The organism is Vibrio sp. 10N.261.52.C2 (genome assembly GCF_041471425.1).
Taxonomy (GTDB): Bacteria; Pseudomonadota; Gammaproteobacteria; order Enterobacterales; family Vibrionaceae; genus Vibrio; species Vibrio crassostreae_C.
Genome location: NZ_JBFROH010000015.1, coordinates 54,498 through 77,196, shown reverse-complemented (window position 1 = coordinate 77,196; position 22,699 = coordinate 54,498). Strand labels below are relative to the sequence as shown.

Here is a 22,699-nt window from a genome sequence, read left to right as displayed (position 1 = left end):
TTGTGTTCATCTTAGTGCGATGAGCTCATCGCGTTTAAACAAAGGCGAACATTAACCGATAAACGAGATGTAACCTTGAAGGATAATCAGGTTAACGATATCGATAAAGAAGGCACCAACAATTGGCACCACCATGAACGCCTGTGGTGAAGGACCAAAACGGTTCACCAAAGAGCCCATGTTCATTACCGCTGTTGGTGTTGCACCTAGGCCGAAACCACAGTGACCACCCGCCATAACCGCTGCGTCGTAATTAGAACCCATTACTTTGAACGTCACAAAGTAAGAGAAGATACCTAACACAACCGCCTGAACCGCCAGGATAACCAAGAACGGAATCGCAAGGTCAAATATGTTCCAAAGCTTAAGGCTCATTAGCGCCATTGCTAGGAACAGTGACAATGACACCGTACCAAGAATATCGACCGTTTCGCTGTCAGTCTTATGCAGCTTAGTCACTTCAAACACGTTAGTGATGAACACACCGATAAACAACGCGTAAACGAAGTCAGGAATCATCAACCAAGAAATTTCAAAAGTCGCCACCCACTGCTCTAGGTACTTCGCACCCGTGATACAGATAAGAAGGATGAACAACACTTCAATCACCTTCTTCGCCGTCACTTTGTCTTCTTCATACTCGTTGTAAGTAACAAGTTCAGGGAAGCGTTCATGTGTTTGCGTGCCAGTGCCGTACTCAGATTCAAGCTGGTTTTTATCAATCAGCTTTTGCGCCACTGGGCTACCGATAATACCACCGATGATCAAACCAAAGGTCGCTGAAGCCATCGCGATTTCTAGCGTATTTGCAATGCCAAACGTGTCTGCAAAAGTTTGAGACCAAGCCGCGCCTGTGCCGTGACCGCCCGAAAGGGTGATAGAGCCAGCAATCAAACCCATCAAGGGTTCAAGGCCTAGTGCCGTAGCTAAGGTTACGCCTACACCGTTTTGGATAATGATGTAAACCGACGCTACCCCTAAGAATAGGAATACCTTAGCACCACCTTTTATCAGCTGCGTGTAGTTCGCCGCAAGACCGACCGTTGCAAAGAACATCAACATAAACGTGTTCTGCAGGGGCAAGGAAAACTCAAGATCAAGGCCGTTAAAGTGCAGGGCTGTAATAGCAAAAGCGACAATCAAGCCGCCGACAATGGGCTCTGGAATGTTGTACTTTTTGAGAATCGGAAGCTTTGCATTGACGAAATGACCTAGAAACAAAACACTAATCGCGATTAGGAAGGATTCTAGTGGTCCAATTGAAATTAATTGATTCATATAACCTCTATTTTTTTACGTTCTCATCTTCCCTAATGAGTCTAGTTTTATCTGTAATTATTTGTGCTGCTCTACCTATATTTATACAAACTGGAGAGAAAGTGTGGATTCGAAAAGCGAACACATTACTGCGATCGCTTAGTACCATGTTAGTAGCACGTTAACTTTTATAGGAGATAAAAGGATTTGTGACAACAATCACCTCCTAAAAGTTGAAAACGGCGTGAGTACCTATGCCGCTGACTCTGCTTTCTTAAAACCTAAAAAAGCAAAAAGGAGCTATTTCTAGCTCCTCTTTAATCACCATCGCTGGTAATTAGAATTTTTTCGGTGCGTAACCAGTCATAACCTCAATGCGAAGTTCTTTACCGATCTTCGTCATTGGGTGAACAATTACGAGTCCTTTAACAGACTTTTTAAGTTTACCCATATCCGCTTGCTCAGCCTTAGTGATCTCACGGCTAAATGGCATATCAACCAGAGACTTACGCTCTTGGTTCACATCATAGCTTTCTTTGTGTTTAAGCTGGGCAATTTTCTTAGTTAGCTTCTTAATCTCTTCCTCGAACTGACGAACAACAGGACGATCATTACGAGTTTTAGCAGCATCTAACTTGTGGCGACACTTGTCTAGACGGTTGTTAATTTGTTGAAGTTCGTTTTTAACACTCATAATAATTTCCTAAGATTAAACAAGCCAATTCGGATTGGGGCGCGGAGTATAGCACAAGGGTTGTGTTGAACCGAAATTTATCTGTTAATTACCAATAGAAACGAATCACATCGACACCGCTCATTCAGCTTACTTATTCTTTGTGGCGAATCTCTAAGCGGATTATTCATTGATAGGATAGCGCCTACTTCAAAAATTGCAGTCCTCGATGCATCAAAATTCCGTCTAAACTTATACTCTAACGCAATAACTAAATCAGGGTACACAGCTTGGAGTTGTTACCCCCAGCACGACTCTGAATCGCAACGTAATCACAAGGATAGCCGATGACATTATTGAAACGAACATTGACCTGCAGCCTAGCCCTGAGTGCAATGTTTGCCACAACTTATGCATCTAGTGAACAAGCCACCCAAAGTAACCTAATCGTCGAGTACTCTACACCGCAAAATACCGAAGAAGAGCAGCTCAAACGAGAGATTCAAAGCAGTGGCGTTAATGACACCGTGGTCGACCTATCAAACCAACTCTTCATGTTTGAGAAGCCATTAACCATTCAATATGGCGGGGAAGAAGGACCACTCTACGATCCACAAACCCATCAAGTACTGATCCCTTACAGTTTTTACGCTGAGTCACTCAATTACTTTGAGAAGAACCAATACGAAAAAGAGTATGGGAAATCTGCGCAAACCGGCGCTATTGATACCTTGCTGCACACCCTGCTACACGAGACTGGGCATGCGTATATCGAAGATCAGAACATTGCCATATTGGGTAAAGAAGAAGATGCGGTTGATAACCTAGCAACCGTGCTACTGCTTAACTACGTAGAGCATGGGGCCGACGCTGCTATCAGCGCTGCAGACATGTTCGCTTTCGAGTCAGAAGACCGCCCAGAGTATTACGACTTGGGGGAATACATCGACGAGCACAGTTTCGACCTGCAGCGTTACTTCTCCACGTTATGCTTGGTGTATGGCAGCGATCCCGATGCCTATAAGAACTTGCTCGATGAAGTGGAAAACGACTATTTGAAAGACAGAAAAGAGTTCTGCGTTGAGCACTTTGACGTGATCAATGAAAATTGGCATCAGTATTTAAAAAAGAGTGACGATGCTTAGATGCTTAGATGCTTAGATGCTTAGATGCTTAAAGGTTAGTGTCGAGAACTAGGAAAACGGCTTTGGCATCAAATTCCAAAGCCGTCACTCGATAGATTGGCTTAAGTCTTACGTGTTAAGAGTTAAGAGTTAAGAGTTAAGAGCTTAAACCCTAGACGTTCACTTTGTACTTCAGATCTTGTGCTTCATCGCCCGTCATCCCTCGAAAACCCCAACAATGTGAAGGCTGCTCTTTAATGGTGATTTCAATATCAATCGGAGAGATAGAGAGCTGCTTTTCAATCTCAGAAAAGATCTTCTTGATTAGACGCTTTTTGGTGTTTACCGCTCGACCTTCCATCATGTTGATCTCAATGACGGTATAGGCTTCTGTTCTTCCTTCTGGGTAAAAGAAGTCATCCCGTTCCAATGGCACAAATCGATGTGCTCGCTTGTCATCGGGTAAACCCATTTCACTATTCAAGCACTGCTGCAACACATTAGAGAGCTGCAACTTAATTGGATTTAAGCACTCTTTGATACCATAAATAACAATCATGACCATTCCTTTGATGCGATGTTAGGTATAGAAGAACGTCAGATATAAGCATCGTCTGGCGACTACCCATTCGCTTACTATTTGTACATATATTACATAATGACGCGTATGAAAAAAGGTAAAAACAGTGAATTTATGAACAGGTGCAACAAAATACCTATCCCTTTACGAACATAAGCCGAAGCGAATTGATCGAACACCACCCTCCCCGCGTATATCTTCTCAAATCACATTTGAACTAAGGAGTACTATGTGCCGAATTCACCTAGGAAGACCACGCGGACAGACGCCGAACCAGAAACACCCGTAGAGTCTTCTCTGGAGCTCGCTGTGTTTCCCCTCCCCATCTTCCTTTTACCGGGAGGCAGACAAAGACTGCGCATTTTTGAGCCAAAGTATCTCGCGATGGTCGCTCACGCAGCGCAGGGCGATGGTTTCATTATCGCCACTCAAGACAAATCTAACTCTGATCATCTCAGCTCTTGGGGAACAAAGGTGACCATCGTCGACTTCAATATGTCGGACGACCAGATATTAGAAATTGATGTCGAAGGCGAAAAGTTGGTGCAATTGCATGGGTCGTTTCGAGACGATGATGACCTGATTAAAAGTAAGTTCAGCTTGTTGCCTCACTGGCCTACCGATGAATATAAAGTGCCTAACGTGTTTACCGCTTTTTTGGTTCAGTTGTTTCGCGACCACGATTCGATAAGAACACTCTATCCCACTCCTGATTTTGAGAGCCCACAATGGATCTGTGCGCGATTGCTCGAAATGATGCCTATCCCACTGGAAAAGAAAACAGAATTTACTGAGCCAGCCAGTTTTCCGTCTCTAGTTCCTTTTTTGAATCAAATCATTACGGGGCAATAAGCACTTTTCTTCACTATAATTTTGTATAGTAGAAATTAATTTAAATTAAAGTGATCCCGACTTTCTCCTTTCACGTAGTGCCCATCAAATTCGCATGATGGTTAGTTACTATGCAAGTGGAAAGCAGAAGTTCAGGGAACGGCAAGGAGCATGTCATTATTCCCGATAACAAAGTACCTACAGACAACAAAGTACCGACAGAGCTCTCGAGCTGGCTGGTGTTGGTTGGTACAGACCGAGACAAGCAGGCGTTCACCTGTTTGTTCAAGTTCTTCGCTCCTAAGATCAAGCGTTTTGGTATCAGTAAGTTGGGTGGCGAAGCTGCTGCAAACGAGCTAGTTCAAGACACGATGACTAATGTTTGGAAGAAAGCACATCTCTACAATGTAGATAAAGGCGCTGCGACCACTTGGGTCTACACGGTAATGCGTAATGCAGCATTCGACATGTTGCGCAAAGTGAAAGCGAAAGCCGAACAAACGATAGCCGACGATATCTGGCCAATCGATGCGATGGTAGCCGAGTCTCAAAGCGAAGATTTGCCATTCGGTGACCATTTGATGAGCCGACACGTAATGACTCAAATAGAAAAGTTGCCTCTCGCTCAGAAAACCATCGTCAAAGGCGTTTACTTTCAAGAGCTCTCTCAAGAGCAACTCGCTCAGCAACTTGGCGTCCCACTTGGAACAGTGAAATCACGTCTGAGACTCGCTTTAGCCAAATTAAAAGTTCACATGGGGGAACAAGACCATGATTAAACATCACCCAAACGCGGCAATCTTGAAAGACTTCGTCGATGGCACGTTGGCTGATTCAGTTTCTTTGATTGTTTCTAGCCATGTAGAGCTGTGTGAACACTGCCAACAACAAGTCAAGCAGCTTACAGCTGTAGCAGCGAATAATGCTTTTGACGCAGAGCCAGTATTCTCAAATGAAGATCTAGACAGCTTCTCAATGGACGACATGGACTTTGATTTTGACGCGATAGAGCAAATCACAGCTGATACTTCTCAGTCTGTTGAAGTGACTCCAGAGGTTCAGAAAGTAACTGTTGCTGACACGACATTCACAATCCCTCGCGCTCTAAACTCAGTAGCGAGAAAGGACTGGATGAACCTAGGCAAAATTTCACGAGCAAGACTCGATTTTGCTGACGAAGCACACCACACCAGCTTGTTGCACATCGACAAAGATGGACAAGTGCCTTGCCACACCCACAAAGGCTTCGAGATCACGCTTCTTCTAGAGGGCAGTTTCGAAGACGAAATGGGCGTTTACAACAAAGGTGACTTCATCTGGTTGGATGGCAATCACACTCATCAACCGGCAACAAAAGAAGGTTGTGTCTGTTTAACCGTTTCAAGTGATGCGCTTTACTTCACAAAAGGTGTGAGCCAACTATTCAATCCACTTGGAAAATATATCTATTAACCCAGTTGCAGGCTATAAATATACAGGATGGCATAAAGCTATCCTGTATATCGTCAATACATCTGAATAAAAACAACTACGGTGTCAAAGTAAAAACACACCCAGCTCTGTAAATACGATTAGCAATGTTGAACTATAAGAAAAAGCTCAGAGCAAGAGCAAAGGAGTTGGCCAATGGAAAAGAAAATCAAAATCGGTATCAGTGCATGTGTTGCTGGACATAAAGTACGTTTCGACACAGGTCATAAACGCTCTCGTTTTTGTACAGACGACCTAGCAGACTACGTGGAATTGGAACCTGTTTGCCCAGAGATGGCTGTTGGTCTTCCAACCCCTCGTCCAACCATTCGTCAGACAAGAATGCTAGATGACATCATCCATGTTTCTCGCCCTGATGGCTCAGGTGATGTGACCAACGAACTGATCGAGTTCGGTCAAAACTACTCAAAGAAAAACCAACACATTGCTGGCTTTATTGTGTGTCAAAAAAGCCCAACCTGCGGTATGGAGCGCGTGAAGGTGTACCACCACCATGGTCGCGGCTCTGAATCGACTGGCGTAGGCATGTTCACCCAACAAATTATGGACGGTAACCCGTTACTCCCCGTTGAAGAAAACGGTCGCCTTAACGATCCCATTTTGCGTGAAAACTTCATGACTCGAGTATTCACATACCAAAAATGGCTCGATCTTGTGGATGAAGGTGTGACCAAACACAAACTGATTCAGTTCCACAGCGCCCACAAGTACCTCGTCATGTGTCACCACGTTGAGGGTTACAAAAGCTTAGGCAAACTGCTAGCGGGTAATGACTTAGAAATCGACGAATTGGCGGCTCAATACATCGAGGGCTTGATGACAGCATTGTCACATCACGCGAATCGAGGCAGTCACGCCAATACGCTGCATCATTTGCAGGGTTACTTTAAGAAACAACTGAGTAGCGCCCACAAACAAGAGTTGACCAACCAAATTGCAGCTTTTCGAGAAGGTGTTATCCCACTGTTAGTGCCGCTGACACTGATCAATCACTACCTGATGGAATACCCGAACGAATACCTAGAATCACAGGTTTACCTAAACCCGCACCCTCAAGAACTTAAACTGAGATACGGATATTGAGCGACATACTATGGATACGACGAGACCTGCGGATTCTCGATAACCCAGCGCTCGTCTCGGCAGTTGAAAACGGCGTAACAATCGCCGTTTTCATTTCAACTCCTCAAACGTGGCGGCAACACCACCTTGCGCCGATCAAAGCTGATTTCATCTATCGTCATCTAAAACAACTCGATTCCCAGCTCGCTGAATTCGGGATAACGTTGCTTCACCTGAAAGCTAGCGACTTTGACGACCAATCCAAACAGCTCATCGATTTGTGCCAGCAGCTTGATGCCAAGTGCGTCTACGCTAACTCTGAACCAGAGGTCGATGAACAAGCTCGCGATAAAAAGCTGATTTCAAGCGGCCTAAACCTGAAGATCAGCGATTGTGACGTTATGCTGCCACTCGGTAGCGTTCTCAACAAACAAGGCGAGATGTTCAAAGTCTTTACGCCCTTTAAGAACGCTTGGTTAAAAGAAGTTCAGGTGAAAGGCATCATCTGCAGTCCAGCTCCTGTCGAGTCAGCTGAACGTTCACAAACACAGCTTCCTGACGACTTACAAGCCTTAACCATCTCTGCTGACTATGATTTCGATTTTCCGCGTGTTGATTCGAGTCGCTGGCCATTAAGCCAAGATGTATTGGGCAATGTGATCCCCAATTTCTTAGGCAATAAAGTCAACGACTACGCACGTCTGAGAGATATTCCCTCAGTTAAAGGAACATCGGGGCTATCACCTTATTTAGCGATTGGCGCCGTGAGCCCACGTTGGTTAGCGATTCAATTGATTCAGCAGCAACCCGATCTGTTATTTGATACGCAATTACCGGCCTTTTGTTGGCTCAATGAATTGATTTGGCGAGATTTTTATAAGCATTTGATGTTCCACCACCCTAAACTGGTCAAAGGTGCTAACTTTCAGCAAAAATACAATGGTTTAGATTGGTATCACGATCATCCTAGCTTCAAAGCTTGGTGCGAAGGAAAAACAGGATATCCATTGGTTGATGCCGCAATGCGTCAACTGGTTGAAACGGGCTGGATGCACAACAGACTAAGAATGGTGGTGGCAAGCTTCCTAACCAAGCACCTGCTTATTGACTGGCGTTGGGGCGAGCGTTTCTTTATGTCGCACCTTATCGACGGAGACTTTAGTGCCAACAATGGTGGCTGGCAGTGGGCTTCAAGTACTGGCTGTGATGCTCAACCTTACTTCCGAATTTTCAATCCAATCACTCAGAGTGAAAAGTTTGATCCAAAAGGAATTTTTATTCGTAAGTACATACCAGAGCTGCAAAATATCCCAGATAAGCATGTACATTTCCCACATGACTTTATCGCTAAAAACGGAATAGACAGCGAATACTGGCAACCCATCGTTGAGCATAAAGAAGCACGATTGAGAGCCTTAGCCTTCTTCAAATAATTAGAGTGAATATTATGGATAACTCTCTATGGCTTGATAACTTTCTCAACATGTATCGAGAACTCGGAACCGACAATTTCGACGTGCTTAAGACGGTTTATCACCCTGATATTGAATTCCAAGATCCGCTGCATCATGTCAGCGGTATTTCGGCGCTTACGCACTACTTCGAGAACCTCTACACCCAAGTAACCAGCTGTTACTTTCATATCGAACACACTTTCGAAGCGAACGACGAAGCTTCCGTTTACTGGACGATGCAGTTTGCTCACAAGCAATTAAATGGGCAAAAGCCAATCGAAGTACAAGGGCACAGCCACCTTAAGATGCTCGACGGTCAAGTGGTCTACCACAGAGACTACCTCGACGTCGGCTCTATGTTGTACGAACACATTCCAGTACTGGGCTGCGCGATCAAATCCATCAAAAAGAGGGCGAGCCGATAATGCGTATTATGATTACAGGCGCGACCTCTGGTATCGGCCAATCCCTAGCTAAAGATTACGCTCAGCAAGGGCATCAGGTGATTGCTTGTGGCCGCAACTCAGACAAGCTGCAAGCCTTAGTTGACTCGCACGAGACAGACGTCGCGCATTCATCAATTTCACCGCTCTGTTTCGACTTGACTGATTACCACAACTTCCCAGAACTCGACCAAGACAAGCCGCTCGATCTGCTGATTTTAAATGCGGGTGATTGTGAGTACATCGACGACCCAGTGAATTTTGATGCCGAGCTTTTTGAGCGCGTCATCAACATAAACCTAATTTCAATTGGCTACGCCCTTAAAGCTTGGTTAAAAAACATCAAGCCCGGCGGCCGTTTGGTTTTAGTCAGCTCCAGCGCCAGCTTTTTACCTTTGCCAAGAGCCGAGGCTTATGGCGCTTCAAAGGCAGCTCTCACCTACTTAGGCAGAACACTTTCGGTTGATCTGGCAACGCACAACATTCATGTCTCAATTGTGCACCCTGGCTTTGTTGAAACGCCATTAACCGAGCGAAATACGTTCTCTATGCCTATGATTATTAGTAGTGAGGCCGCAACTCAGCGAATCGTAAATGGTATCGCTCAAGGAAAGAGTGAAATTGATTTCCCAAGACGATTCATCATGTTGATGAAGCTACTAAGAATGCTTCCAACTCCAGTTTGGCAAAAACTCGCTTCAAGGATGGTATAACAATGAAGAAAATCGCCATTATTGGTTCAGGTATCTCTGGACTCACTTGCGCGCATATATTAGATAAGCACCACGACGTAACAGTATTCGAAAAGAATGATTACGTTGGGGGGCACACCGCGACCGTTGATATTGAACATCAAGGCTCGGCGTTTTCGATAGATACAGGTTTCATCGTATTCAACGATCGAACCTACCCGAATTTCAATCAGCTTCTAGAACAACTCGATGTCGAAAGGCAACCGACTGAGATGAGCTTCAGCGTCCACAACACCACCACTAAGTTCGAGTACAACGGCCACAGCATTAATTCGTTGTTCGCGCAGAGGAGCAACATCTTCAAACCTCAGTTCTGGTCTTTAGTGTCTGACATTCTCAAGTTCAACAAGCTGTGTAAGGCTCAGTTTGAAAGCAATGAATTCACACCAGACGTTACCCTTGGCAGTTTCCTACGAGATAATCAATTTTCCGACTTTTTCAGCCAGCACTACATCTTACCGATGGGCGCGGCGATTTGGTCGACAAGCTTGGAAGAAATGGAAGAGTTTGAGCTCAAGTTCTTCATTCAGTTTTTCTACAACCATGGATTGCTCGATATCGCGAACCGTCCTCAGTGGTATGTGATACCAAAGGGATCGCGTTCTTATGTTGAAATCATCCTTTCACGCCTAAGTAAGACTGTTGCACTGAATACATCGATTAAACAAGTGACTCGCCAAGAAACAGGCGTCACGATTGAATTTGAAGATGGCAGCGCACAAGGTTTCGACGAAGTAATCTTTGCTTGCCACTCAGACCAAGCCTTACGCTTGCTTGGTGATGCAACAGAACAAGAGCAACAGGTACTGGGCGAGATCCCATACAGCCGCAATGAAGTGGTTCTGCACACCGATACTCGCTTGTTACCAGACAGAAAACTGGCTTGGGCAAGCTGGAACTACATGTTGGATGGCGACAGTAAACGACCTGCCTGTGTCACGTACAACATGAACATTCTGCAAGGCATCGAAAGCCAAGACACCTTCTGTGTCACCTTGAATCAAAGCGAAGCCATCGACCCAGAAAAAATTATTCGCAGCTTTGTTTATCATCACCCGGTACTTAATTCGAACACGGTCGAAGCTCAGCACAAGCGTGAGCAAATCTGTGGCAAAAACCAGACGCACTTTGCTGGCGCTTATTGGTATAACGGCTTCCATGAAGACGGTGTCCACAGTGCACTCGATGTGACCAAACGCTTCGGTTTAGATTTGAGTACGAGTTCCGCGCTATGAACAGTCAAACCCTGACACCCGAGATGGGGATCGCATCCGAAAAGAGTGAAGAGCTCAGCGGTATCTATTGGGGTAACGTCAGACATCGCCGCTTTGGCGACATCACTCATGAGTTCAGCTATCAGCTGTATATGATGGGGTTAGATCTTGATGAGCTGCCCCAAACCACAGCGCGCAGTGCGCTGTTCGGAACTCGTTGGTACAACCCGATTCGCTTTGTCGAATCGGATTATCTCGCTGAAAAAAAAGAAAATGTCACCACGGATGAACCAAAATCACTTAAGCAACGTATAGCTTCCAAAGTGCAACAACTTGGTGGGGTTTGGTCTGATTCAAACCGTGTGACGATGCTGGCTCAGTGCCGCTGTTTAGGCATCTACTTCAGCCCAATCAACTGTTTCTTCTGTTATGACGAGACTGGAGATTGTAAGTACATGTTGGCTGAGGTGAGTAACACGCCTTGGCGAGAAAGACACTACTATCTCATCGACATGCACCAAGAATTGAAGGTAAAAAAAGAGTTTCACGTTTCGCCGTTCATGGATTTGAACATGACTTATTTTTGGAAGATTAAGCCACCAGCGAAACGCACGTTAGTTCACATCGAAAGCCGCCGAGACGACAAGCTTTTCGATGCGACACTAGCCCTGACGAAGCAGTCAGTAACCAAGACAAACATTAGACGAACGGTATTCAAGATTCCGGCGATGACGATAAAAGTCGTGATGGGAATTTATTATCAGGCTCTCAAATTATTCCTGAAAAAAGTACCGTTTGTGGCGCATCCAGACTCAACGTCTTAAGCGCACATGAAAGAACTCAATTGAAGCTTGGGTTCGCTCCAATCAAGGAGCAGAACTCAGCTTAGTTGGCACAAAATATTAGAATGAGTTATCAGCGAGGTTTACATGGAACAGCTTGCCAAACAAAACAACAATATTGAACAACAAGCTAAAGCCGTTGCTGTTTCAAGCAACTGTAAATATCGAGCTTTAATCTTCAAGGTGTTAGAAAGCCTGCAATTCGCAACGCTTGAAATCATTGAGCGCGACCAGCATTCAGTATTTGGTGATCGAGAAGCTGAATTGAAAGGTCGAATCGTGATTCATGATGCGACCTTTTTTAGAGATGTGGTCATCAACGGCAGTATCGGCGCATCTGAAGCCTATATCGATGGTAAATGGACCAGCCCAAACCTCACGCGTGTGATTCAAATCATGGCTCGTAACCAAGCCCAATTGGATGAGCTTGATGACAAGACACAATGGATTTCTCGCATCAAAAACCTATTGCTGCGCCGTAAGAATGCCAACACCGAGCAAGGCTCTAAGCGAAATATTCTCGCCCACTACGACATTGGCAACGAACTGTATGAGCGCTTCTTAGATAGCTCGATGCAGTACTCTTCCGCAATCTACAGCGAAGACGCAGAAACCTTGTCGAAGGCTCAACAAAACAAAATGAAAACCATCTGTGAGCGACTAGAACTGTCTGAGAAAGATAGCGTGGTCGAGATAGGCACAGGGTGGGGCGGCTTAGCCATCTTCATGGCGCAACACTACGGTTGCCACGTCACCACTACCACGATCTCAGATGCCCAACATGCACTTGCTGAACAGAGAGTAAAAGCGCTTGGTTTAACCGACAAAATCACCCTGCTCAAAGAGGATTATCGCAATCTCACTGGTGAGTATGACAAGTTGGTTTCGATCGAGATGATAGAGGCGGTCGGACATGAGTATCTACAAACCTTCTTTGAAAAATGTTCCTCGCTACTTAAGCCCTCAGGCAAGATGCTGATTCAAGCAATTACTATTGCTGACAGCCGTTACGACAAATACCGTATAGGTGTCGACTTTATTCAGAAGTACATCTTCCCCGGCGGTTGCCTACCTTCTGTTTCAGTGATGACCCAACACCTTGCGACCAGCACCGACCTTGTGGTTCAAGAAATTGATGACATTGGCCTGCACTACGCTCGAACGCTGAATGATTGGAACATCGCCTTTGAAAATAGTTGGGAAGAGCTAGAGTCTCTCGGCTATTCAGAAGAGTTTAAACGCTTATGGACCTTCTACTTCTGCTACTGTGAAGGCGCATTCAAAGAGCGCGTGATCAGCACTCACCATGTAGTCGCAAGAAAACCTCGTTACTTTGGAGAAAAAGATGAAGCGGTTTTGGATTATTAATCTCGTACTGTTTCAAGCGACCTGGGTTTGCAGTGCTTTCTTTACCGCGCAAGCCCCGTTCGTCACACCACTGATTGTAGTGGTTCACTTCCTTCTATCACCGACTCGCAGTAGCGATTTGAAGATACTCATTTTATTACCATTGGGGCTATTGCTTGATAGCCTCTTACTCCACTTCGGCGTGTTTGCCGTCGACTCTGAAATTGCGAATCAATCGTGGTTCCCGGTGTGGCTTGTCTGCCTGTGGATCATGTTCTTAATCAGTTTTAACCACAGCCTAAATTGGCTTTTAAAATGCTCGAAAGTGATCTTGTTTGTCATAGGGTTCGTAGCAGGTACTAGTAGTTATTGGGGAGGCATCAAAGCAGGTGCTCTTCTTACTACTTGGCCAGATGCATCGGTAGTTGCTGCCCTTGCAATAAGTTGGGGGATTTTGTTGCCCTTACTGGTGGCCGCCTACTCCAACTTAATACAACCTAAAATGGCAATAACGAGGTGACTTATGGCTTATCCACGCAACCCGACACAAACGTTCAAACCTGAGCGAGGTATTGTTCGCGCTCATCAGCAAGCAAAAAACACACTTCTAAGCTTTATTACTCTCCCGTTAATCTTTGCTGCGCTGTTATTTGCCGGACACGCTAGAGCCTCTGCTGTCGATGATCTGAACAAACGTGGTGAGGGTGAAATGAGTTACCTGTTTTGGACTCTCTACTCGGCAGAATTCTACGCGACTCCAACCAACTCCGAACGAGCTTTGAAGCTTGAGTATTACCGCTCTATCGATAGCAAAGACCTCGTAGACGCTACCGAAGATCAGTGGAACAAGCTTGGCTACTCTGACAGCAACATTCAACGTTGGTTGAAACCCTTGTACGCGATGTGGCCGAACGTGGAAGAAGGAAGCACACTCACGATTCGTGTCGCTGAAGATAACGTAAGTCGTTTTTATTTCGATGAACAACCGATCGGCACCATCCAAGACAAGCAATTTGGTGAAGCCTTTCTAGCGATTTGGTTGTCTGAAAACACCTCTGAACCCGGTCTTCGTAAACAACTTTTAGGTTTGAACAAATGAATCCAAAAACAACAATAATAAAATTTGCTCTGGCATTTTTTTCACTCACTTGGCTAGTGGGCTGTGGCTCTGCAAGTTTAGAAGACCATGTCGACACAACGCCAGAGCTCAAGCTTGAAACCTTTTTTAATGGCGAGCTAATGGCCTACGGCATGGTGCTAGACCGCTCTGGTAACTTACTGCGCCGCTTTGATGCCAAACTGATCGCGACTTGGGACGGTGACAACGGAGAAATAAAAGAGTGGTTCTCTTTTGCTGATGGCGAGCGCTCAACTCGCGTTTGGAATCTGATCAAAACGGGCGAAAACACCTATTCTGGGACTGCCAACGATGTCGTTGGAACCGCTTATGGTGAAACCCAAGGTTCTGCGCTGTATTGGAAATATGACTTAGAGATTGAAGTAGACGGCAGCACCTATGAAGTGGTGCTCGATGATTGGATGTTCTTAATGGACGATAAACGCTTGTTCAACAAGACTGAGATGTCTAAGTTTGGCTTTAAAGTCGGAGAGGTCATCTTATTCATCGAGAAGATTTGATGTAACTGCCGTTTCTGATTCTTAGTTTTAAAACGATGACTACATCTACAGTAAGTAACAAAACAGCCCACAACGAAAATTGTGGGCTGTTTTGTTTGATCCCTCGAATAGCATACCTGCATGCTCAAGCCATTGTGCTAAGATGCGCCACCAGCATACAAATGGACTAGACTGACACTAAGCAGTCCCCATTTGTTTCGCTAAGCGTAGATTCCCTACCATGAATAATTGAAAAGGCTTTAAAGCATGAGCAAGTTGACCTCAGCGGAGCGTAAAGCTCGCGACAATGAACGTTTCTCACAACGCGTAAACGACCGCAGAGAAAAAGGTGAAGACGTAGTTGCTTACGCACTGACCAACAAAAAAGCTGTAAAATTCCTGACTAAGTCAGAGAAAAAACGTTTCAACGAAACGAGAGCGACTCTGCAAGAAGAGAAGCGAGTGAAAGAACAAGAAGAGCTTAACCGAATCGAAGACGCGTTCACGATCAAACAGTTCGACGACGAATAATCACTTATGATTACTCAAAAGCGCTGGCTCTATGCCGGCGCTTTTACTTGTTAGTTCGTTGTTTTTTAACGCTGTTATTTCTTGCTAAACCCGTCGATTCTTAACGGCTTTCCCCCACTTTCTTAGCTCAGCCTTACCGCTCGACCGATCACCCAAGCTATCAACCTATCAACCTATCAACCTATCAACCTATCAACCTATCAACCTATCAACCAGGCTATCGATCAACTTTAGCCATAGATCTCAGAAAATCTTAGCCTAGCCCCTTACTATCTCGAATCAACTCTACAAATTGAAGACAGTATGATTTTAATTACCGGATCAAGCAGCGGTTTAGGCGCAGCTCTCGCGAAACAATATGCTAACGCCGACGCTCAGCGCGTAGCCATTACAGGTCGCAATGCACAACGTTTAGCAGAAGTGGCGCAAGGCCTACCTGCGAATACCATTAGCCAAGCGTGTGATCTCTGTGACCCGCACTCAGTGAGCGAGTTATTGGATGCGTTACCTGAAATGCCGAAGCTGGTGATCCACAGCGCTGGCAGTGGGTACTTCGGTAAGATAGAACAGCAAGATCCAACCATCATCAGCGACATGCTGAAGAACAATATTGAGTCTTCGATCTTTTTGATTCGCGAGCTTGTACAGCGCTACAAAGATCAATCGGTCACCATCGCTGTGGTGATGTCGACGGCGGCACAAGGTGCTAAAGCGGAAGAGTCCACCTACTGCGCGGCAAAATGGGCCGTGAAAGGCTTTATCGAATCGGTAAGGTTAGAGCTAAAAGGTCACCCGATGAAAATCGTGGCGGTTTACCCTGGAGGAATGGCGACCGAGTTTTGGAATACAAGCGGTAAAGGCATGGATACCTCGAGCTTTATGACCGCGCAAGAAGCCGCTCAGATGCTACAACAGGCGTTGACCAGCACAGAGCATGGATTCGTGTCAGATATCACGATAAACCGCGGCTAGCAGGTAAACAGCTCGCTTAATCGGTAAATAGAGCGACACATTACCAAAGAAATGATTAGAGTAATTATTTGTGAGGGTGAGCATGAAAGTGTGCGACAATGCTCGGCGTAAATTCATATTCAAGGTTTATTATGAAACTTCTAGTTCGTAACCTATCGCGCTCTACCTCTGAGCAAGACATCCGTGTGCTATTTTCTGAGTTTGGCTCAGTAAAAGAGTGCAGCCTAGTTTTAGACCAAGAAACTGGCGACTCAAAAGGCTTCGCTTTTGTTGAAATGCCAGAGCAAGAAGAAGCTAAAGCGGCACTAAACAAGCTGAACTTGTCAAAGCTTGGCAAAAACACGATTCGTGTAAAAGTAGCGAACTCTTAATCGATTCAATGCTTCATAAGCCGCATGGCTTAGCTTAACAGCAGCACAGATGATAAAGCCCGTAACGATATGACGTTTTCCAGCGCAATATCGTTACGGGCTTTTTGCTGCTCGCAATTCTCTTTTCACACGATTTGAATACGCCTACAGACCTTCATGTTCATCAATAGCACGTCTTGCTTCGGCCATTGAACATCCAGATTCCATCACCAGCTGAGCCACAGTCATTGAAGGTGTAGCGGCCAACAGAGATGCCAAACACACCACGGGTTTAGGCAGCACTTTGTCGATTGCAATTGCTATCCAACCGTCTTTTTCATGGGTTAACATCGTTTTAAATTCAACGAGTTGATACTCTTGAGCGACCAACAGCCAATTACGCGAACGACGAACTCGTTTCAACTGACATCCACATTCCGCAGCATTCACCATCACTTGGCTTTTATCACTCACACGATGTACAAAACTATTCAATGGGACGCTAAACATAACTCTCTGCTAATCAATCTATTCCTACCATTCAAGAGCTTTCTAACTGTCACTCAATTAAAACCGTACGTAGGATTACACAGACACAAAAAAACCGCCAGTGATGCACTAAGCAACCTCGCGGTTTTTGGATGTTAACGTGTGTGGTTTACGCTTTAGTTTCTACCACAATGTCCGTTTTTACCGAGTTCGCGATAAAGCAGTTTTTGTGCGCCAAGTGGTGCAGTTTGTCGAGCTGCTTGGCGGTGGGCTTTTTGGTACCTAAAAACACAATTTTAGGGCGCAGAGTCACCTTAGTGACCGATGAGCGGCCAGATTCATCTTCTTCCAGCACACCAATCGCATCATCGACATAGGAGTCGATCACGTACTTCTGCTTTGCGGCAATGCCCAAAAACGTCAGCATATGGCAGCTAGAAAGTGCCGCGATAAACGCTTCTTCTGGATCAACATTCGCTTCCACCGAAAACGGCAGTGGCACAACATGTGGAGAGGACGAAGCAGGCACAGTGACACCACCATCGAACTCCCACGTATGACCTCGACTGTATTGATTGTCGCTAAAGACTTCATCTTCTGCTTTTTTCCAGCGAATGATCGCTCCGTATTCAGACATAATTCCTTCCTTTTTTATGCTCAATAAATTAACGATCAGCTGGATGATTGACACCATCGTTGGTCACCACATCACCAATATCAAAAGGGTTTACCCCTTCCAAACAGCCGATGTTAAAACCGTATTCATTTGGGCTAGAACGGCGTTGATGATGGGTATAGATGCCGCAGTTTGAGCAGAAATAATGCTTTGCGGTGTTGGTATTGAATTGATAAAGCTTGAGATGCTCGGCACCTTTGAGGATCTTGATGCCGTCCAGTGCAACAGAGCCCACAATCGCTCCCCTGCGACGACAGATAGAGCAATCACAGCGGCGTGGTTTTTCTATCCCGTTAGGTAAGCTGAACTCTAGTTCAACCGCACCGCAATGGCAGGTTGCCTTGTGAAAAGGTTGGATAACCGTATCTCCGACGACTTTCATTTTTCTCTCCAATCACATCCTTATGTTGGTCGTATCATAACCAGTTCAATGTTCTCTGTCCGTACCCGGGTGTTGAGTTCGAGAGATCTGTCATGCGCTGCTTCTCGGCTAATCTAACTAGACTTTTCAACCAAATCGCCAAACCGCTCAAACAAGAAATCAAGAAACAACCGGATACGCTTGGGCTGATATTTCTTGCTGATGTACACCACATTCAAATCGGCACTCGACACCGACATCGCGGTGTTGAAGTTCTTCATGTAGCCATTAAGCAGCGTCACAAGGCGCTGGTTATTGATGTCGCCTTGCACATCCAGTACCGATTTAAGAGCAATGCCCTCGCCTTTTAATGCCCAGTAGCGAATCACTTCGCCATCGTCTGAAAATCGCTTTGGAACAACAGTAATCGACTTCTTCATATCATGATCTTGGAAGTGCCATGTCTTGAGCTCTTCATTGCTGCGCAGCATGGCTAAACAATCGTGATCTACCAAATCTTGTGGTGTTAACGGTGTTCCATGCTTGGCAAGATATTCAGGAGAAGCACACAGCACACGTCGGCTTGGTGACAAGCGTCTGGATATCAAACTGCTGTCGACCAATTCACCATAACGGACCACGATATCCATGCCAGATTCAGCAATGTTCGAGAGGTTATCGTTCAAGTAGAGGTAAGGGATCACGTCGGGATATTGCTGACAGAACTCAGAGAGAATCGGAAGAATGTACTGCTTTCCGATGTCTTTCGGCGCGGCGATTTTGAGTGGACCTTTGACCTCTTTGACGCCATTTTGGATCAGGTTTTCGGCCTCACTGACATTATCCAATATCTCCAGACACGCCTTGTGATACAGCTCGCCAGAGTCGGTTAAAGACACATGGCGCGTACTTCGATTCAACAACTTCACACCATATCGCTCTTCCAGCGCTTGAAGCCTTGCTGTCATGGTCGCAGGTGATAAACCCAGTTCGCGCCCAGCCGCCGCTAACCCGTGATGCTTAACAATACTGACGAACATCGCCATATCTGAAAACTTATCCATACGATTCTCGCTTCCGTCTCTTCGTCTTACTTCTCGATCTTAATGCTCGATCTCAACACTTAGCCACACTATTCAGATTATCCGAATAATGAATTTATATTTTAGACAATTATCAAATTTAGTCGAATACATATAATGACAAACATCAACAGAACAACGCAGGAATTCAGAGCATGACTAACGAATCGACTAATCAAGAGCAGCGCACTTTCGTCATCATTGGTGGCACATCAGGCATCGGTAAAGCACTCGCGATGAAATTGAGAAACGAAAACAACACAGTGCACGTCGCTAGCCGACATACAGGCCTTAATATCAGCAATGAAAAGTCAATTTGTGAATACTTCGAATCGATTGGCGTGTTTGATCACTTAATCGTAACGGCTGGCTCATCCGCTCCCGCAGGAAAAGTAACAGACGTAGCAACCGCAGACGCTAAGACAGCTTTTGACACTAAGTTTTGGGGCAGCTTAAACGTAGCAAAACATGCCTCACGCTACATGACGCCAAACGGCTCTATCACGCTCACGACAGGCATGTTGTCTCGCAAAGTAGTGGCTGGCACTTACGTAAAAACCGCCATCAACGCCGCGCTAGAAAGCGTAACCAAAATACTGGCGAAAGAGCTATCACCCATTCGCGTCAATGCCGTTAGCCCCGGCCTGACCATGACGGAAGCCTACAAAAACATGGACGACTCTGCTCGTGCAAGCATGTACGACAACGCCAAAAACAACCTACCCGCAGGTAAGGTTGGCGAGCCTTCAGAGGTGGCTATGGGTTACCTATTCGCGATTAACAACCCATACGTAACAGGGTCAATCATCGACATCGACGGCGGCGCTCTACTCGGCTAACACCCCGCAAAGACATAAAGAACAATCGTTAGGGTGTTTATCTCAACGTCCTAACAAACAAGAATTTACATAGGTAACTCATTATGAAATCAAAAGCCATGACACAAGAAAAGATGCCATTCCAAGTTTGGATACTGACACTCGCAGCATTTGCAATTGGCACGGCTGAGTTTGTTATCGCAGGCATTCTTCCACAAATCGCTACATCACTTTCAATCACAGAAGGCCAAGCTGGCTACCTTATCAGTGCTTACGCGTTGGCTATCGTTATCGGCGGCCCGATCTTAACCATCTACCTTGCGCGCTTTAATAAGAAGATAGTGCTGATTGGCTTAATGGCACTGTTCATCATCGGTAACGTGTTGTCGGCCTTAGCGCCAAGCTACCCATTACTACTGGCAAGCCGTGTGATCGCAGGCTTAGTGCAAGGCCCTTTCTATGGCATCGGTGCGGTTGTCGCAACCAACTTAGTGTCGGAAAAAATGGCAGGTCGTGCCGTTGGTCAGATGTTCGCAGGCCTAACACTCGCTAACGTTCTTGGCGTTCCAGCGGGTACTTGGGTTAGCTTGCAATTCGGCTGGCACACCACTTTCTTTACCGTGGCTGCACTTGGCACGATTGCGATGATTTCTATTCTAACGTCAATCAAATCGACTGGTCACAGTGAAGCAAAAGACATCAAAACTCAGCTGTTAGCGTTCAAAAACCCAATGCTGCTGATCAGCTTGGCAATCACTGCTTTTGCTTGGTCTGGCTTCATGACGCTATACGGCTACCTTGCGCCAATCGCTATGCACATCACCGGCTACGGTCAAGAGTCTGTTACTTGGATCTTAGTGATTGTGGGTGTCGGCTTAATCATCGGTAACACCTTGGGCGGACGCTCTTCAGATAAAAACCTAGGCAAAGCTTCAATGTTTTGGGCCGTTGCAATGATCGTGTCATTGGTTGTAGTTGGCCTTGTGGTAGACAACAAAATCCTATTCGTTGCAGCGGTATTTGTCTTTGGTATTGCATCATTTGCGAACGTTCCAGCAATGCAACTTCGAGTGATGAACAACGGTGGCGAAGGCCAAGAGCTAGCAGCAACCGCGAATATCTCAGCGTTTAATTTAGCCAATGCCTTTGGTGGATTCCTTGGCGGCATGGTACTCGACAGCCAACTAGGCGCAGGCATGATTCCATTCGCAGCCGTTGTTGTCCCTGTTATTGGTTTGCTGCTTATTGCGAAAGCCAACCGAGCGGGGAGGCCACAAAGCAACTCTATTTTCAGCCCAGCAGAAAGCAAATAAGCCCCAATAAAAAACGAAAGATCACAGCATTAAAACAAGGTAGAAACCATGAACAAATTATTCGAAGCATCAGAACTGAAAGGCCTAGCACTACAAAACCGCGTGGTTATGGCACCCATGACACGCGCTCGTACTAGCCAACCTGGAAACGTGCCAAACGACATGATGGCAACCTATTACCAACAACGCGCAAGTGCAGGGCTGATCATCACGGAAGCAACGCAGATCTCTGATGACTCTCAAGGTTACTCATTCACACCCGGCGTTTATACCGATGCACAAATCGAAGGTTGGAAGTCAGTAACAACAGCAGCAAAAGCACAAGGTGCCGCGATATTCTGCCAGCTATGGCATGTAGGCCGAGTATCACACCCTACCTTTCAAAAAGGCGAGTTACCGATTGCACCTTCTGCATTAGCTCCAATAGAAACGCAAGTTTGGATCTCTGATGAGAATGGTAACGGCAACATGGTGGATTGCATCCAACCAAGAGAGATGACCCAAGCAGACATCGATCGTGTTGTTCAAGATTTTGCTAACTCAGCGAAAAAAGCAGTCGAGGCAGGGTTCAACGGAGTGGAAATACACGGTGGCAATGGCTACCTGATTGATCAGTTCCTAAGAACCAACTCAAACAAACGCACCGACAACTACGGCGGTAGCCGCGAGAACCGACTTCGCTTCCTAATCGAAGTGGTTGATGCTGTGATTGAAGAGATAGGTGCCGATAAAGTAGGTGTGCGCTTGGCGCCGTTCATCACCTTCAAAGACATGAACTGCCCAGATATCGTACCAACGATTTTAGAGGCATCGAAGGCACTTCAAGATCGAGACATCGCTTACCTGCACCTATCAGAAGCCGACTGGGATGATGCTCCAGTTATCCCTGAAAGCTTCCGTGTCGAACTAAGAGCCTTGTTCTCTAACACCATCATCGTTGCCGGCAGCTACACACCACAACGCGCCGAAGAAGTACTAAGCAAAGGCTACGCCGATCTCGTCGCATTTGGTCGCCCATTCGTTGCTAACCCAGATCTAGTTTCACGCCTACAAAACGGCAGCGAACTATCAGAACTTGATGGCGCCACTCTGTTCGGCGGCAACGAAAAAGGCTACATCGATTATCCAGTGTTGTAGTGAATCTTAAATTGATAGAACTGCCTTAGATTTTCCTTCAGGCAAAAGAAAGGCTCGCATGACTAGTGCGAGCCTAATGCAGTTTAGGGGGTAAACCACAATCTGATATTAATCTGGGACTAATTATTTAACTTATGAGCCATTATGCACTTGTGCGCATTGATATTCTATTTTTAAATGATTCACTGCAATTAATCAATCGATAAAAGTTAGCGTTTGGTCAATTTAAACCACATAGATAACAGTGGTTTGGTTAGTGATGTCTAGAAAACCATCATAAAAC

At 45.6% G+C, this 22,699-nt stretch carries 27 protein-coding genes; 20 read left to right on the top strand and 7 right to left on the bottom strand.

Features of this window, described 5'->3' with window-relative positions; genetic code table 11:
* Window positions 1-51: 51 nt before the first annotated feature.
* Entirely contained in the window at window positions 52-1,278 is a 1,227-nt protein-coding gene (gene gltS / locus AB4307_RS05410; RefSeq protein ID WP_017060972.1) for a sodium/glutamate symporter, read from the bottom strand.
* Window positions 1,279-1,594: 316 nt separating this feature from the next.
* Window positions 1,595-1,951 (bottom strand): YibL family ribosome-associated protein, encoded by a 357-nt coding sequence (locus AB4307_RS05405; protein WP_017060971.1) that lies wholly within the window; start codon window positions 1,949-1,951, stop codon window positions 1,595-1,597.
* A gap of 326 nt (window positions 1,952-2,277) precedes the next feature.
* Between AB4307_RS05405 and AB4307_RS05400 the strand changes: the two genes are divergently transcribed.
* On the top strand, window positions 2,278-3,075 hold the full coding sequence (locus tag AB4307_RS05400; RefSeq protein ID WP_017060970.1) for a DUF4344 domain-containing metallopeptidase: 798 nt from the start codon (window positions 2,278-2,280) through the stop codon (window positions 3,073-3,075).
* A gap of 151 nt (window positions 3,076-3,226) precedes the next feature.
* Here the strand turns inward: AB4307_RS05400 and AB4307_RS05395 are convergent, their stop codons facing one another.
* Window positions 3,227-3,613 carry a tautomerase family protein gene (locus AB4307_RS05395; protein ID WP_017060969.1) on the bottom strand — a complete coding sequence of 129 codons (387 nt, stop codon included), beginning with the start codon at window positions 3,611-3,613 and terminating at the stop codon, window positions 3,227-3,229.
* Between the two features lie 252 nt (window positions 3,614-3,865).
* Between AB4307_RS05395 and AB4307_RS05390 the strand changes: the two genes are divergently transcribed.
* From AB4307_RS05390 to AB4307_RS05315, 16 genes are all read left to right on the top strand, one after another.
* Entirely contained in the window at window positions 3,866-4,486 is a 621-nt protein-coding gene (locus AB4307_RS05390) for an LON peptidase substrate-binding domain-containing protein (protein ID WP_017065084.1), read from the top strand.
* A gap of 110 nt (window positions 4,487-4,596) precedes the next feature.
* Window positions 4,597-5,244: a sigma-70 family RNA polymerase sigma factor gene (locus AB4307_RS05385; RefSeq protein WP_017060967.1), complete on the top strand. Its 648-nt coding sequence runs from the start codon at window positions 4,597-4,599 to the stop codon at window positions 5,242-5,244.
* On the top strand, window positions 5,237-5,917 hold the full coding sequence (locus tag AB4307_RS05380) for a ChrR family anti-sigma-E factor (RefSeq protein WP_017060966.1): 681 nt from the start codon (window positions 5,237-5,239) through the stop codon (window positions 5,915-5,917). The genes AB4307_RS05385 and AB4307_RS05380 overlap by 8 nt, the downstream gene beginning before the upstream one ends.
* A 174-nt stretch (window positions 5,918-6,091) precedes the next feature.
* A complete protein-coding gene (locus AB4307_RS05375; protein ID WP_017070215.1) occupies window positions 6,092-7,039 on the top strand; it encodes a YbgA family protein in 948 nt (315 codons plus the stop codon).
* Window positions 7,036-8,451, top strand: a complete 1,416-nt coding sequence (phrB, locus tag AB4307_RS05370; RefSeq protein WP_372131356.1) for a deoxyribodipyrimidine photo-lyase — start codon at window positions 7,036-7,038, stop codon at window positions 8,449-8,451. Before AB4307_RS05375 ends, phrB begins: the two co-directional genes overlap by 4 nt.
* Before the next feature lie 14 nt (window positions 8,452-8,465).
* Complete coding sequence (locus tag AB4307_RS05365) at window positions 8,466-8,897, top strand: nuclear transport factor 2 family protein (RefSeq protein ID WP_017061283.1); 432 nt, start codon at window positions 8,466-8,468, stop codon at window positions 8,895-8,897.
* Window positions 8,897-9,628, top strand: a complete 732-nt coding sequence (locus tag AB4307_RS05360; RefSeq protein WP_017061282.1) for an SDR family NAD(P)-dependent oxidoreductase — start codon at window positions 8,897-8,899, stop codon at window positions 9,626-9,628. Before AB4307_RS05365 ends, AB4307_RS05360 begins: the two co-directional genes overlap by 1 nt.
* A gap of 2 nt (window positions 9,629-9,630) precedes the next feature.
* A complete protein-coding gene (locus AB4307_RS05355; RefSeq protein ID WP_102428126.1) occupies window positions 9,631-10,902 on the top strand; it encodes an NAD(P)/FAD-dependent oxidoreductase in 1,272 nt (423 codons plus the stop codon).
* Complete coding sequence (locus AB4307_RS05350) at window positions 10,899-11,705, top strand: DUF1365 domain-containing protein (RefSeq protein ID WP_017061280.1); 807 nt, start codon at window positions 10,899-10,901, stop codon at window positions 11,703-11,705. Before AB4307_RS05355 ends, AB4307_RS05350 begins: the two co-directional genes overlap by 4 nt.
* Window positions 11,706-11,810: 105 nt before the next feature.
* Window positions 11,811-13,091 carry a class I SAM-dependent methyltransferase gene (locus AB4307_RS05345; protein WP_372131354.1) on the top strand — a complete coding sequence of 427 codons (1,281 nt, stop codon included), beginning with the start codon at window positions 11,811-11,813 and terminating at the stop codon, window positions 13,089-13,091.
* The gene (locus AB4307_RS05340; RefSeq protein WP_017061278.1) at window positions 13,069-13,590 is read left to right on the top strand and encodes a DUF2878 domain-containing protein; all 522 of its coding nucleotides are present in this window, start codon (window positions 13,069-13,071) and stop codon (window positions 13,588-13,590) included. The genes AB4307_RS05345 and AB4307_RS05340 overlap by 23 nt, the downstream gene beginning before the upstream one ends.
* Window positions 13,591-13,593: 3 nt before the next feature.
* Window positions 13,594-14,169 (top strand): chalcone isomerase family protein, encoded by a 576-nt coding sequence (locus AB4307_RS05335; RefSeq protein ID WP_017061277.1) that lies wholly within the window; start codon window positions 13,594-13,596, stop codon window positions 14,167-14,169.
* Window positions 14,166-14,708 (top strand): DUF3833 domain-containing protein, encoded by a 543-nt coding sequence (locus AB4307_RS05330; protein ID WP_229647556.1) that lies wholly within the window; start codon window positions 14,166-14,168, stop codon window positions 14,706-14,708. Before AB4307_RS05335 ends, AB4307_RS05330 begins: the two co-directional genes overlap by 4 nt.
* Window positions 14,709-14,954: 246 nt before the next feature.
* Window positions 14,955-15,218 carry a hypothetical protein gene (locus AB4307_RS05325; RefSeq protein WP_017061275.1) on the top strand — a complete coding sequence of 88 codons (264 nt, stop codon included), beginning with the start codon at window positions 14,955-14,957 and terminating at the stop codon, window positions 15,216-15,218.
* A gap of 303 nt (window positions 15,219-15,521) precedes the next feature.
* Window positions 15,522-16,190 carry an SDR family NAD(P)-dependent oxidoreductase gene (locus tag AB4307_RS05320; RefSeq protein WP_017065090.1) on the top strand — a complete coding sequence of 223 codons (669 nt, stop codon included), beginning with the start codon at window positions 15,522-15,524 and terminating at the stop codon, window positions 16,188-16,190.
* 131 nt (window positions 16,191-16,321) lie between these two features.
* Complete coding sequence (locus AB4307_RS05315; protein WP_017061273.1) at window positions 16,322-16,561, top strand: RNA recognition motif domain-containing protein; 240 nt, start codon at window positions 16,322-16,324, stop codon at window positions 16,559-16,561.
* 144 nt (window positions 16,562-16,705) lie between these two features.
* On the opposite strand, the gene AB4307_RS05310 is transcribed toward AB4307_RS05315, so the two are convergent.
* The 4 genes from AB4307_RS05310 to AB4307_RS05295 all read right to left on the bottom strand — a co-directional run bounded on the left by AB4307_RS05310 (window position 16,706) and on the right by AB4307_RS05295 (window position 19,130).
* On the bottom strand, window positions 16,706-17,050 hold the full coding sequence (locus AB4307_RS05310) for a ribosome recycling factor family protein (protein ID WP_017061272.1): 345 nt from the start codon (window positions 17,048-17,050) through the stop codon (window positions 16,706-16,708).
* Window positions 17,051-17,198: 148 nt separating this feature from the next.
* Window positions 17,199-17,666 carry an OsmC family protein gene (locus AB4307_RS05305; RefSeq protein ID WP_017065091.1) on the bottom strand — a complete coding sequence of 156 codons (468 nt, stop codon included), beginning with the start codon at window positions 17,664-17,666 and terminating at the stop codon, window positions 17,199-17,201.
* Between the two features lie 28 nt (window positions 17,667-17,694).
* Entirely contained in the window at window positions 17,695-18,087 is a 393-nt protein-coding gene (locus tag AB4307_RS05300) for a GFA family protein (RefSeq protein WP_017061270.1), read from the bottom strand.
* Window positions 18,088-18,200: 113 nt separating this feature from the next.
* The gene (locus AB4307_RS05295; RefSeq protein WP_102320399.1) at window positions 18,201-19,130 is read right to left on the bottom strand and encodes a LysR family transcriptional regulator; all 930 of its coding nucleotides are present in this window, start codon (window positions 19,128-19,130) and stop codon (window positions 18,201-18,203) included.
* Between the two features lie 173 nt (window positions 19,131-19,303).
* Between AB4307_RS05295 and AB4307_RS05290 the strand changes: the two genes are divergently transcribed.
* From AB4307_RS05290 to AB4307_RS05280, 3 genes are all read left to right on the top strand, one after another.
* On the top strand, window positions 19,304-19,987 hold the full coding sequence (locus tag AB4307_RS05290) for an SDR family oxidoreductase (protein WP_372131351.1): 684 nt from the start codon (window positions 19,304-19,306) through the stop codon (window positions 19,985-19,987).
* Between the two features lie 83 nt (window positions 19,988-20,070).
* Entirely contained in the window at window positions 20,071-21,279 is a 1,209-nt protein-coding gene (locus tag AB4307_RS05285; RefSeq protein WP_372131349.1) for an MFS transporter, read from the top strand.
* Window positions 21,280-21,327: 48 nt separating this feature from the next.
* Complete coding sequence (locus AB4307_RS05280; protein ID WP_136974008.1) at window positions 21,328-22,416, top strand: alkene reductase; 1,089 nt, start codon at window positions 21,328-21,330, stop codon at window positions 22,414-22,416.
* Window positions 22,417-22,699 lie beyond the last annotated feature (283 nt).